Origin of the sequence: Neptuniibacter sp. PT8_73, from assembly GCF_047778045.1 — a bacterium.
Taxonomy (GTDB): domain Bacteria; phylum Pseudomonadota; class Gammaproteobacteria; order Pseudomonadales; family Balneatricaceae; genus Neptuniibacter.
Map to the genome: position 1 here is coordinate 367,267 of NZ_CP180545.1, position 12,679 is coordinate 379,945.

At 45.7% G+C, this 12,679-nt stretch carries 12 protein-coding genes; 8 read left to right on the top strand and 4 right to left on the bottom strand.

Going from position 1 to position 12,679, the window contains the following annotated elements; genetic code table 11:
* Positions 1-15 precede the first annotated feature (15 nt).
* Positions 16-450, bottom strand: a complete 435-nt coding sequence (locus tag ACMXYN_RS01605) for a hypothetical protein (RefSeq protein ID WP_415893200.1) — start codon at positions 448-450, stop codon at positions 16-18.
* Positions 451-560: 110 nt separating this feature from the next.
* Between ACMXYN_RS01605 and hemE the strand changes: the two genes are divergently transcribed.
* Positions 561-1,628, top strand: a complete 1,068-nt coding sequence (gene hemE / locus ACMXYN_RS01610; RefSeq protein ID WP_415893201.1) for a uroporphyrinogen decarboxylase — start codon at positions 561-563, stop codon at positions 1,626-1,628.
* A 54-nt stretch (positions 1,629-1,682) separates the two neighbouring features.
* The gene (can, locus tag ACMXYN_RS01615) at positions 1,683-2,411 is read left to right on the top strand and encodes a carbonate dehydratase (RefSeq protein WP_415893202.1); all 729 of its coding nucleotides are present in this window, start codon (positions 1,683-1,685) and stop codon (positions 2,409-2,411) included.
* Positions 2,412-2,486: 75 nt separating this feature from the next.
* On the opposite strand, the gene ACMXYN_RS01620 is transcribed toward can, so the two are convergent.
* Positions 2,487-3,764 (bottom strand): O-acetylhomoserine aminocarboxypropyltransferase/cysteine synthase family protein, encoded by a 1,278-nt coding sequence (locus tag ACMXYN_RS01620; protein WP_415893203.1) that lies wholly within the window; start codon positions 3,762-3,764, stop codon positions 2,487-2,489.
* 146 nt (positions 3,765-3,910) lie between these two features.
* Between ACMXYN_RS01620 and radA the strand changes: the two genes are divergently transcribed.
* Positions 3,911-5,290: a DNA repair protein RadA gene (radA, locus tag ACMXYN_RS01625; protein WP_415893204.1), complete on the top strand. Its 1,380-nt coding sequence runs from the start codon at positions 3,911-3,913 to the stop codon at positions 5,288-5,290.
* On the opposite strand, the gene ACMXYN_RS01630 is transcribed toward radA, so the two are convergent.
* Positions 5,291-5,662: a PilZ domain-containing protein gene (locus tag ACMXYN_RS01630; protein WP_415893205.1), complete on the bottom strand. Its 372-nt coding sequence runs from the start codon at positions 5,660-5,662 to the stop codon at positions 5,291-5,293.
* A 218-nt stretch (positions 5,663-5,880) separates the two neighbouring features.
* Between ACMXYN_RS01630 and ACMXYN_RS01635 the strand changes: the two genes are divergently transcribed.
* Positions 5,881-6,975 (top strand): GGDEF domain-containing protein, encoded by a 1,095-nt coding sequence (locus ACMXYN_RS01635; RefSeq protein ID WP_415893206.1) that lies wholly within the window; start codon positions 5,881-5,883, stop codon positions 6,973-6,975.
* Positions 6,976-7,030: 55 nt separating this feature from the next.
* On the opposite strand, the gene ettA is transcribed toward ACMXYN_RS01635, so the two are convergent.
* The gene (ettA, locus tag ACMXYN_RS01640) at positions 7,031-8,695 is read right to left on the bottom strand and encodes an energy-dependent translational throttle protein EttA (protein WP_415886726.1); all 1,665 of its coding nucleotides are present in this window, start codon (positions 8,693-8,695) and stop codon (positions 7,031-7,033) included.
* A gap of 309 nt (positions 8,696-9,004) precedes the next feature.
* Here ettA and glyA point away from each other — a divergent pair, with 309 nt between their 5' ends.
* The 4 genes from glyA (at position 9,005) to ACMXYN_RS01660 (ending at position 12,666) form a co-directional block, all read left to right on the top strand.
* Positions 9,005-10,261, top strand: a complete 1,257-nt coding sequence (gene glyA / locus ACMXYN_RS01645) for a serine hydroxymethyltransferase (RefSeq protein ID WP_415883257.1) — start codon at positions 9,005-9,007, stop codon at positions 10,259-10,261.
* Between the two features lie 126 nt (positions 10,262-10,387).
* Positions 10,388-10,864 carry a transcriptional regulator NrdR gene (gene nrdR / locus ACMXYN_RS01650; RefSeq protein ID WP_415886730.1) on the top strand — a complete coding sequence of 159 codons (477 nt, stop codon included), beginning with the start codon at positions 10,388-10,390 and terminating at the stop codon, positions 10,862-10,864.
* Complete coding sequence (gene ribD / locus ACMXYN_RS01655; RefSeq protein WP_415893207.1) at positions 10,861-11,997, top strand: bifunctional diaminohydroxyphosphoribosylaminopyrimidine deaminase/5-amino-6-(5-phosphoribosylamino)uracil reductase RibD; 1,137 nt, start codon at positions 10,861-10,863, stop codon at positions 11,995-11,997. Before nrdR ends, ribD begins: the two co-directional genes overlap by 4 nt.
* Positions 11,998-12,666, top strand: coding sequence for a riboflavin synthase (locus tag ACMXYN_RS01660; RefSeq protein WP_415893208.1), 669 nt, complete (start codon positions 11,998-12,000; stop codon positions 12,664-12,666).
* The last annotated feature ends 13 nt before the right edge of the window (positions 12,667-12,679 follow it).

Below are 12,679 nucleotides of genomic sequence, written 5' to 3' on the forward strand. Positions count from 1 at the left end.
CCGGATTTTTTTTGCCTAAAAATACTGATCAGCATTGATAATCTTATAGTGAATACTGCTTAAGAAGTCATTGATAGCTAACTGGTCGCTGTTAGCTGATTTGACAGGGTAATCTGCTGAGATCAGTTCTCGTTGATTCCTGCTTATCCTCATCTGATATCTTTTCTGTCCATTTAACGGAATTATTCGGCTTTGAATAACTAGGCCAGTCTGAGGTGATTTTGACGAACCTAATGTTCGAATATCTTCAGCGCCATATAAGGCCAATCTTGTTTTTAGTTTGTTGTTAAACGTTTGTGCATTGTGCGTGCTGGTAGCGCTAGTATCCAACCAAACTTGCTCTTTTTGAAATACTGCTAACTTGGCAGGAGCGAGATTTATGGGCTTAGTTTTTTGGGATTGGCAGCCACTCAAAATAACTAAAAACAGTAACAGATAGTATTTTTTCAAACTTAGATCACAAAGTTAGTTAATGAAGGATGGAATCACAGGTAATTCCTCTTAAAAATCGTTAAAATAGCGACCAATTCGAATTTACAAGATATAAGTGGCTGACACAAATGGCTGAATTGAAAAACGATCGTTTCCTACGTGCATTACTTCGTGAACCTGTAGATGCAACTCCAGTTTGGATGATGCGTCAGGCGGGTCGTTACCTTCCAGAGTACCGTGAGACTCGCGCGAAAGCAGGTGATTTTCTAAGCCTTTGCAAAAATAAAGAGTTGGCTTGTGAAGTTACAATTCAGCCTTTAGAGCGTTATGACCTCGATGCTGCAATCTTATTTTCCGATATCCTGACAATTCCGGATGCAATGGGCCTTGGGCTTTACTTTGAAGTTGGTGAAGGTCCACGTTTTAAGAAGATCATCCGTACTGAAAAAGACGTAGCCGACCTGCCTGTGCCAGATGCAGCAACAGATCTTGATTACGTAATGAATGCGGTGAAAGAGATCCGTCGTGAGTTAAACGGTCGCGTACCTCTGATTGGCTTCTCTGGTAGTCCTTGGACGCTTGCAACTTACATGGTTGAAGGTGGTTCAAGTAAAGACTTCCGTCATGTTAAGCAGATGATGTATGCGACGCCTGAGATTATGCATGCGTTGCTAGATAAACTTGCACAGTCTGTAACGACTTACTTGAACGAGCAAATTCGTTCTGGCGCTCAAGCTGTTCAGATCTTCGATACTTGGGGCGGTGCACTAAGTGGTCCTTGCTACCAAGAGTTCTCGCTTAAGTACATGAAACAGATTGTTGATGGCCTAATTCGTGAGCATGATGGTCGTAAAGTGCCAGTGATCATGTTTACTAAGAATGGCGGTCAATGGCTAGAAGCAATGGCTGAAGCTGGCTCTGATGCACTAGGTCTAGATTGGACAACAGACATCGGTAATGCCCGTGCACGTGTAGGTGACAAAGTCGCGCTTCAAGGCAATATGGATCCTAGTGTCCTATATGCTCCGGCAAGCCGTATTGAACAAGAAGTAGAGTTCATCTTAGGCCAGTATGGTAAAGGTTCTGGTCACGTATTTAACCTAGGCCATGGTATTCACCAGTTTGTAGATCCAGCGCAGCCGAAAGCGTTTGTTGATGCTGTACACGAGCTAAGTGCGAAGTACCACCAGTCTTAATTTGATTTAGATTTCAGAGGGGCGCGTGCCCCTCTTTGTTTATAAGCGTGATTAATGAACAAGCTTACTCATCTTTTAGAAAGCAACCGCGAATGGGCGGAAAAGATAAATCAGGAAGACCCGCAGTTTTTTGAAACACTAGCGCAACAGCAATCACCTGAGTATCTGTGGATTGGCTGTTCTGACAGTCGAGTTCCTGCGAACGAAATTGTTGGCATGATGCCGGGTGAACTATTTGTTCACCGTAATGTTGCAAACGTTGTTGTGCATACAGATATGAATTGTCTGTCAGTCGTTCAATACGCGGTAGAGGTGCTTAAAGTTAAGCACATCATGGTTGTTGGCCACTATGGTTGTGGTGGTGTAGCGGCTTCTATCGAAGATGAACCGCATGGGCTGATTGATAATTGGCTGCGTAATATTCGTCGTGTTTATGACAAACATAAAGACTTCCTGTCTACATGGGAGGACTCGCACCAGCAGTTGGATCGTCTGTGTGAACTTAATGTGATTGAGCAATCGATGAATCTCTGCGAAACCACAATTTTACAGCAAGCTTGGGCTAATGATCAGGAGATAACCGTACATGGTTGGATCTATGGCTTAAGAGATGGCTTGGTAAATGATCTTGAGTTCAATGCATCCAATGCTGAGGATGTGTCAGAACAGTATCAGCTGGCAATGAACAAAATGCATAAACTGCGTGAGCTGGCTCAGTCACATGAGGCACCAGAAGAAAATGCACGAACTATGTGGAATAAAGTTAAATCGATTTTTAATTGAGTGCTAATTGGATAAGAAAAAGGCCGCATATTTAGCGGCCTTTTTTATATCTAATTTTCTAGTTCGATAAAGGTGTTATTTATTCACAGCAGCGAGTGCTTGCTCTAAATCTGCAATCAGATCATCAGCGTGTTCAATGCCTACCGATAAACGAACCATCTCAGGTGATACGCCAGCTGATGCCAGTTCCTCATCATTAAGCTGGCGGTGTGTAGTTTCAGCAGGGATGGCTGCCAGAGATTTACAGTCACCAATATTTACTAGTCGAGTGAAAATCTGTAGAGCATCATAGAACGGTGCTGTGGCTGCTCGGCCTGCTTTAAGACCAAAACTGATAATGCCGGATGCTTGCCCGTTCAGATATTTCTGAGCAAGATCGTAGTCTTTATGGCTTTCGAGGCCTGCATACTTAACCCAGCTAACCTGATCGTGTTGCTCTAGGAAGTTAGCAATCTTTGCGCTGTTTTCATTGATGCGCTCCATACGGAGGGCCAGAGTCTCTAGGCCTTGTAGGATCATGAAGGCATTCATAGGAGATATAGCGGCGCCGGTGTTACGAAGTGGTACTACACGACAGCGACCAATATAAGCGGCTGGGCCAAGGGCTTCGGTATAGACAACACCATGGTAAGACGCGTCAGGTGTATTCAGAAGAGGGAAACGTTCAGCATTGTCTGCCCACGGGAATTTACCCGAATCGATAACCACGCCACCAATAGAGTTCCCGTGTCCGCCAATATATTTTGTAACTGAGTGAACAACGATGTCGGCACCGTGCTCGATGGGGCGCCACATAGCTGGGCTTGGTACTGTGTTATCCACAATCAGCGGTATGCCATTACGGTGTGCTACATCCGCTAGCTTTTCAATATCAGCGATGCCGCCTGATGGGTTACCTACAGATTCACAGAAAAGCGCTTTAGTGTTTGCATCGATTTTGCTCTCAATTTCGCTAACGTCATCTTTATTAGCAAAACGAACTTCGATCCCTTGGTGCGGTAGCGTGTGCGCAAACAGGTTGTAGGTACCACCGTACAATTCGCTGGTGGAGATAATATTGTCCCCAGTCGCTGCAATTGTTTGAATCGCGTAAGTGATTGCTGCCATACCTGACGCTACAGCAAGAGCAGCGATACCACCTTCCATTTCTGCTAGACGCTTTTCAAGTACGTCAGTCGTTGGGTTCATGATGCGGGTATAAATATTACCTTCTACTTTGAGATCGAAAAGGTCAGCACCATGTTGAGCATCATCAAAAGCATAAGATGTAGTTTGATAGATCGGAACCGCAACCGCTTTAGTTGTTGGGTCTGGGGAGTAGCCACCGTGAACGGCAATTGTTTCCAGCTTCATATACATCTCCTGTGATGTAGGGGTTTACCCTTGTTCTTATATAGGTGTTTGATTGTAGAGCAATCATAAAATAAGAAAAGATCTATAGGTTATAAGCAGAGTGTTGGGTAGAATTCTTACTTATAGATAACGCTTTGGAGAGAGTGATGGCACGCCAAAAAACTGCGTACGTTTGTAATGATTGCGGAGCGGACTACACCAAGTGGCAAGGGCAGTGCACTGCTTGTAATGCTTGGAACACGCTAACTGAGGTTCGATTAGCAACCGCAAAAACAGCTACAAACGAAGCGCGTAATGTACGTTTTGACGGTTATGCTGGTGGTGCTGGTAAAGATAAAGTGGTTAGTCTCTATGAAGTAGCGCTAGAGGAAATGCCGCGCTTTACTTCCGGCGCAGGCGAGTTGGATCGAGTGCTTGGTGGTGGTTTGGTTCCTGGATCTGCAGTTCTGATGGGTGGTCATCCAGGTGCCGGTAAAAGTACTTTGTTGTTACAGACAATGTGTTTTTTGGCTGAACAGATGCCTGCACTTTATGTCACAGGTGAGGAATCATTACAGCAAGTGGCGATGCGCGCTAGCCGTTTGGGTTTGCCAACCGCGCAATTAAAAATGCTCTCTGAAACTAGCGTTGAAGAAATCTGTAACACCGCTCAACAGTTAAAACCGAAAGTGATGGTTATTGATTCTATCCAAGTGATGCACATGGCTGATGTTCAATCAGCTCCGGGCTCTGTATCTCAGGTAAGGGAATCAGCTGCGTACCTAACTCGCTATGCAAAACAAACAGGCACAGTTTTGTTCCTTGTCGGCCATGTTACTAAAGACGGTTCTTTGGCTGGGCCGAAAGTTTTGGAGCATATGATTGACTGTTCCCTTCAGCTTGAGGGGTCGTCTGATTCTCGTTTTAGAACCTTGCGCTCGCATAAAAACCGTTTTGGTGCGGTGAATGAATTGGGTGTTTTCGCCATGCTGGAAAACGGCCTAAAGGAAGTTAAAAACCCAAGTTCAATCTTTCTTAGCCGTGAAGAGGGGCCGAGCCCTGGTAGCGTTGTGATGGTGGTTTGGGAAGGCACTCGGCCTCTATTGGTAGAGATTCAGGCGTTGGTTGATCAATCCCATATGAATAACCCTCGTCGTGTTGCTGTAGGTTTGGAACAAAATCGAATGGCCATGCTGTTAGCTGTTTTACACCGTCATGGCGGCATTATGACTGGCGATCAGGATGTCTTTGTTAATGTCGTCGGTGGGGTAAAGGTACTAGAAACCAGTGCTGACTTGGCGTTGCTGCTAGCGGTTGTATCCAGTTTCCGTGATCAATCTTTACCGCATGATTTGATGGTGTTTGGTGAAGTCGGCTTGTCGGGGGAGATAAGACCTGTACCGAATGGACAGGAAAGAATCCGAGAAGCTGCTAAACATGGGTTTAAACGTGCAATCGTTCCTAAAGGAAACGTCCCTAAAGAGCAGCTTCAAGGCATGGATATTGTAGCTGTTACTAAATTGACAGAGGCTTTAGAGGCGCTCTAGTTAGTCTTCAAAAAAATGATCTAATTCGCGCTCCAACAATGTTTCGTCGCCTAAGTTAAGTTCGACTAGGCGGCGTAGCAGTGTTAGTGAATCAAGATCCAAATTCTCGATGAGAAAACCGTACTCATTGTCACGCTGATGGGCCATTGTCGCAGGGGTGCGAATGGCAATGTCATCGCCGAGAAGGTGGATGATAGCTTGAACCTCATCTCCTTTTTGCAGCGCTAGTGCTTGCTTACTTTTTACAAGAATACCATTGAAAGAAATATCCACTAAGGCGACATCCCAAGTTTCATTATCTCTCTTCAATTCAGTCTGAGCATCAAAGTGGATACGGGTAAAACGACGGCGTTCAGTATCTGATGTGGTCACAGCATTTCTTCCTAAGAAAAAGAGTATTTAGCTCATATAATTATAGACATTACTGCAAAAAAAACTGTGGTCAAGATGTAATCGCGAATATAACCCTTGAAAATAAAAGGGCTTTATCATAGTTTGATCTCTAAAGCTCAGCTTGTGCATTTGGACTAAACTAAGTCTTACATGCTGAGTGATATAACAAGAATAAAAATAAAGTAGTAATAAACAATATGTTGTTAGAAGCGCTTTTGGATGTCTCCAGTGGTCGTAGGCATTCTCGATATTTCAACCAGACTCGCAGTCATTTTCTTTTTCGTCGTATTCGGATTATCTCCCTCTTACTTGCCTTGATTCAGCCTGCTTGGTTGCTGGTGGATTATTTGCTATTGCCCGAGGATATGCTGCTCTCAATCGCATACGCCCGTGGTATAACGGCGCTTGCCTGTGTGGGTTTGGCTCTGTGGGGGTATAAGCGCTATAGCATGCGTTTAGCGAAGTTAAGACTCGCTTTGCTAGTCGTCATTTTGTCTGCTTTTCAGTGTGCCTCAAGCTCCATGTTAATCGCCCATGGTTACGAGTTTACTGTGGCAGGTTATCATTTCTTTCCCTTTATGATCATGACCATGATGGCTGTTTTCCCATTGTCTATTTTGGAGGCGCTGGGTTATACCGTTGCTCTTTTGCTGGTTGAGTATCTAACTCAATTGTTCCGCGGCTTGGCTGGTACCATTGATGGGATTAACAGTCTCTGGTTGTTGGCTGTATTGGGCTTAATTGCGTGTTGGGCGGCTGTGAATCAACTGAACATGTTGTTGGGCCTTTATCGACAAGCGACACGAGATCCCCTTACTGGTTTGGCAAATAGACGGCAGGCGATGGAGCAGTTAAGTGGCGATATCAAGCTGATGAGAGATCAGGGTAAGCCGCTGAGTGTTCTGTTGTTTGATCTAGATAAGTTCAAGAGCTTTAACGACACCTACGGTCATGCTGCCGGGGATATAGTGCTAAAACGCTTTGCTAAAGTGATGCGAAAATCTGCTCGCAAGCGATTGGACTTAGTTTGTCGATACGGTGGTGAAGAGTTCTTAATGGTGCTTCCCGGCCTGGATACAAATCAGGCGGTTGAAGTGGCTGAGCAGATCCGCGTGGGCTGCCACGATGAGCAGGTGAAAACTCCTTCAGGAGAGCGAATTGGCTTTACTACCAGTATAGGTGTTGCCAGTTTGAAAGCTGAAGATGATGTGGATTCGCTATTGCAACGCTCCGACGATGCCTTATACAGTGCTAAAGATACCGGCCGAGATAAGGTTAATATTGCTGACTGATTGTCTTATAAACAAAAAAGCCGGGCACAGCCCAGCTTTTTTATTGGTATAGGGATTATAGATCCGCAATACGCTTGTACTTGATACGCTCTGGCTGATGTTCTTTACCGTAACGGCGTTTGTAATCAGCTTGGTACTCAGTGTAGTTACCTTCGAAGAACTCTACGTGGGAGTCGCCTTCGTAAGCCAGCATGTGAGTACAGATACGGTCAAGGAACCAACGGTCGTGGGAAATAACTACCGCACAACCTGGGAAGGCTAGAAGAGCTTCCTCAAGGGCACGTAGTGTTTCGATATCAAGGTCGTTGGTTGGTTCGTCCAATAGCAGAACGTTGCCGCCTTCTTTAAGGAGTTTCGCCATATGCAGACGGTTACGCTCACCACCAGAAAGATCTTTAACGAACTTCTGCTGATCGCCGCCTTTGAAGTTAAAGCGGCCACAGTAAGAGCGTGAAGGCGTCGTGTAGTTGCCTACTGTGATCATGTCCTGACCATCAGATAATTCTTCAAACACTGTTTTGTCGCCGTTTAGATCGCGAGACTGGTTAACGTAAGCTAACTGCACAGTAGAACCGATTTCGATCTCACCAGAATCAGGTTGCTCTTCGCCAGCGATCATGCGGAACAGTGTGGATTTACCTGCGCCGTTACCACCAATAATGCCAACGATTGCGCCCTGTGGGATAGAGAAACTTAGGTCTTCAAACAGAACCTTGTCGCCGTAAGCTTTAGAAATACCATTTGCATCGATAACTTTATCGCCAAGACGTGGCCCTGGTGGAATGTAGATTTCCTGTGTTTCATTACGAGATTGGAACTCTTTAGAGTTCATCTCTTCGAACTGCTTAAGACGCGCTTTAGATTTAGACTGACGGCCTTTAGAACCTTGGCGTACCCACTCAAGTTCGGCAGAAACAGATTTGCGGTGAGCCGCTTCCTGTTTCGCTTCCTGTTCTAGGCGAGCTTCTTTCTGTTCTAACCAAGAAGAGTAGTTACCTTCGTAAGGAATGCCGCGACCCCGGTCAAGTTCCAAAATCCAGCCAGCGGCGTTATCTAGGAAATAACGGTCGTGGGTAATCGCCACAACGGTACCTGGGTATTCCTGAAGGAAACGCTCGATCCAAGCAACAGATTCTGCATCCAAGTGGTTGGTCGGTTCGTCTAGAAGCAGCATGTCTGGCTTGTCTAACAATAAGCGACATAGCGCTACACGACGACGTTCACCACCGGATAGGTGCTTAACTTCTGCATCCCAAGCAGGAAGACGCATCGCATCAGCAGCACGTTCAAGTGCCGTTTCAAGGTTGTGACCATCTTTAGCTTGGATCAGGTTTTCAAATTCAGCTTGTTTCTTAGCCAATTCATCAAAGTCAGCATCTGGTTCTGCGTAAGCTGCATAAACAGCTTCTAGACCATCTAGCGCTTCTTTAACATCAGCAACTGATTCTTCAACGATCTCACGAACTGTTTTTGTTTCGTCCAGTTCTGGCTCCTGAGGTAGGTAACCTACGTTGATGCCAGGCATTGGACGAGCTTCACCGATAATGTCGGTATCTAAGCCAGCCATGATTTTTAGTAGGGTAGATTTACCCGCACCGTTCAGACCCAATACACCGATTTTGGCGCCAGGGAAAAAAGAAAGAGATATATCTTTCAGGATTTCACGCTTTGGCGGAACAATTTTGCCAACGCGGTTCATTGAATAAACGTATTGAGCCATGAAGGGTTCAACTCTTATTTGTTAAAAATTAATCAGCCGATTTTACCGGAAATTAGTTGTGAATGGCTATCATGATGCAGTTTTTCGAATAGAGGCTCTGTAGAGCAAGCCAGAAAGGCGGTTTGTTGGATTAATTGAATAAAATTGAAGCAGTTTTGCGGATGATTCAAGTGTATCCGCGGAAATGTTTCGCTATAATACGCGCTTTCCCAATTCCCAAATGGTTCTACGCTGGAATGTTCTGGCGGCTTTGCCGTTGTTATTGCAGCTGAACAGGGTCCACATTGTATTCAGGGGACAGAAACTCCTATGTTTAGCAAAGATATGACTATCGCTGATTTCGACGCGGATCTATGGTCTGCAATGCAGGCTGAAACTGTACGTCAGGAAGAGCACATCGAACTGATTGCGTCTGAAAACTACACTAGCCCTCGCGTTATGGAAGCTCAGGGTTCTGCGCTGACTAACAAATACGCTGAAGGTTACCCGAACAAGCGTTACTACGGTGGTTGTGAACACGTAGATGTTGTTGAGCAGCTAGCGATTGATCGTGCTAAAGAGTTGTTCGGTGCAACTTACGCAAACGTTCAGCCTCATTCTGGTTCTCAAGCTAACGCTGCTGTTTACATGGCGCTTTGTCAGCCAGGCGATACTGTTCTAGGTATGAGCCTTGCTCACGGTGGTCACTTGACTCACGGTGCTGCAGTTTCTTTCTCTGGTCGTATCTACAATGCGGTTCAGTACGGTCTAAACCCAGAAACGGGTGAGATCGATTACGCTGAAGTTGAGCGTCTAGCTGAAGAGCACAAACCAAAAATGATCGTTGCAGGTTTCTCTGCATACTCACGTGTTGTTGATTGGCAGCGTTTCCGCGATATCGCAGACAAAGTAGGCGCGTTCCTATTTGTTGATATGGCTCACATCGCAGGTCTTGTTGCTGCAGGCGTTTACCCATCTCCAATTGGTGTTGCTGACGTTGTTACAACAACAACTCACAAAACACTAGGTGGCCCACGTGGTGGTTTGATCCTATCTGCAAATGCTGATGAAGATCTGCAGAAGAAACTTAACTTCGCTGTATTCCCAGAATCTCAGGGCGGCCCATTGATGCACGTAATCGCTGGTAAAGCGGTTTGCTTCAAAGAAGCAATGGACCCAGAGTGGAAAGAGTACCAAGCTCAGGTTGTTAAAAACGCTCAGGCGATGGCTGAAACTTTCATGAAGCGCGGTATTAAGATCGTTTCTGAAGGTACTGATGATCACCTATTCCTTGTTGATATGATCGACAAAGAATTTACAGGTAAAGATGCTGATGCAGCGCTAGGTCGTGCCAACATCACTGTAAACAAAAACTCTGTTCCAAACGATCCACGTTCTCCGTTTGTAACATCTGGTCTACGTATTGGTACGCCAGCTGTAACACGCCGTGGTTTCAAAGAAGCGGAAGTTACAGAGCTAACAAACTGGATCTGCGACATTCTAGATGACATCAACAATGATGATGTGATCGCACGTGTTAAATCTCAAGTTAAAGAGATCTGCGCACGTTTCCCTGTATACAAGTAAAACAGGGTTCCGGCTGTAAGTTATAGTCGGAAAAATGTACAATCCCCGGGCGACCCAAAAGGTCGCCCTTTTTTGTTCTCAGACTAAGCTCAGAGAAGATAAACGCTCTTTACACAGGAAAAGTTGATGCATTGTCCTTTTTGTCATGCCAATGAAACCAAAGTGGTTGATTCTCGACTGGTGGCCGAAGGTCAGCAGGTGCGTCGACGCCGCGAGTGTATTAACTGTAATGAGCGCTTTACTACTTACGAAGCAGCAGAACTGCTGATGCCTCGCCTGATTAAAGCTGATGGCTCTCGCCAACCGTTTGATGATGAAAAACTCCGTGCAGGTATTCATCGTGCACTAGAAAAACGTCCCGTCTCTATTGAAGAGTTTGAAGCGTGTATTAACCGTATTAAGCACCGTCTACGTGCGACAGGTGAGCGCGAGCTGCCTTCACGTCAGATTGGTGAAGAGGTGATGGCCGAACTACGTAAACTCGATGAAGTTGCTTATGTACGTTTTGCTTCTGTGTATCGTAGTTTTCAAGACATTAATGAGTTTAAAGCTGAGATCGAACGCTTATCGGAAGAGCATGACACTGAGGGTGCTGCTAAGTGAGTGCGACTTGGTCTGTCTCTGATCGCGAATATATGGCTCGCGCCATTCAGTTGGCGAAAGAAGGGCTATATACCACGCAACCTAATCCCCGTGTTGGCTGTGTGTTAGTCAAACAGGGCAGTATCGTGGGTGAAGGGTTTCACTATCGCGCAGGTGAAGGCCATGCCGAGGTTAATGCACTTCGTGCTGCGGGTGAAGAGGCGAAAGGGGCTACAGCGTATGTAACCTTAGAGCCTTGTAGCCATTATGGTCGTACTCCGCCTTGTTCTGAGGCATTAATCAAAGCAGGAGTGACGCGAGTAGTTGCCGCGATGGTTGATCCAAACCCTCAGGTTGCTGGTCGTGGTATGACTATGCTCCGTGAAGCGGGTATTGAAGCTACATCGGGTTTACTCGAAGAATCAGCTCGAGCGTTGAACCCCGGTTTTATCAAGCGTATGGAGACGGGTTTACCTTTTGTTAGGGTTAAATCTGCGATCAGCCTTGATGGTCGAACAGCGATGGCTTCAGGTGAATCCAAGTGGATCACGGGCCCTGCTGCACGTGGTGATGTACAGAAATTGCGCGCTCAATCGTCAGTGATTCTCACTGGTATAGGTTCCATTCTACAAGATGACTCAGCTCTGACGGTTCGCGAAGCGCAGTTAGATTTGCCTAATGTTGCGGATGTTGTACAGAAACAGCCATTACGCGTTGTATTGGATAGCCGTTTACAGATGCCGCTGACTGCTTCCATTCTTAAGCAGCCGGGGCGAACGCTTATTGTTACTTGTTCTGATGATACAATAGCGCACAAACTTAAGGACGCAGGTGCAGAAGTTCTAGTGATGCCTGCTGAAAATGGCCGTGTGGCTTTATTGCCTTTGTTACGTTGGCTCGCGTCTGAAGAGCAGTGTAACGATCTGCTTGTTGAAACCGGTTCTGTGTTGGCCGGTGCGTTTGTTGAGCAGAAACTTGCTGATGAACTGCATGTTTATATGGCGATGAAGTTGTTAGGAAGTCAGGCTAAGCCTCTATTTGAGCTACCCTTAACTAAAATGTCAGAGCAGGTAGAGCTGCAGATGTTAGATAGCCGCATGTTGGGTGATGATCTAAAACTGATCTTACAACCTCAATATGGAGAAAATGCATAGATGTTCACCGGTATTATTGAAGCTGTAGGTACGATTGCAGCGATTGAAGAGCAAGCGGGTGATATGCGCTTATATGTTCGTACAGGTCAGTTGGATCTGGCGGACGTTAAACTGGGTGATAGCATCGCCACTAATGGTGTTTGCTTAACCGCAGTAGAATTGCCCGGTGATGGCTTTATTGCTGATGTTTCTCGAGAGACATTAGCTCATACGCGTTTCCATACTTTTGCGATTGGAGAGCGAGTGAATCTGGAAAAGGCCTTGATGCCTACCAGCCGCTTAGGTGGTCATATTGTTACTGGCCATGTCGATGGTATTGGTGAAATAGTAGCGCGTAGTGAAGATGCCCGTTCTATTCGTTTTAGTGTTAAAGCGCCTGCTGCGATTCAACGTTATTTAGCTGCGAAAGGCTCGGTGACGGTTGATGGTATTAGTTTGACGGTAAATGCCCTTGACGGTGACTGCTTTGAATTGAATATTGTGCCTCACACGGCACAAGAAACGATCATGACTGAATATGTCACGGGACGACAGGTTCATTTGGAAGTGGATATCATCGCTCGCTATCTAGAGCGCTTAATTGGTCATGGTCAAACAACTGATAATAATGAACAGAGCGAACAGGGTCTGACAATGGACACCTTAATTGCTCACGGTTTTAACCGCTAACGACGGTACGAAG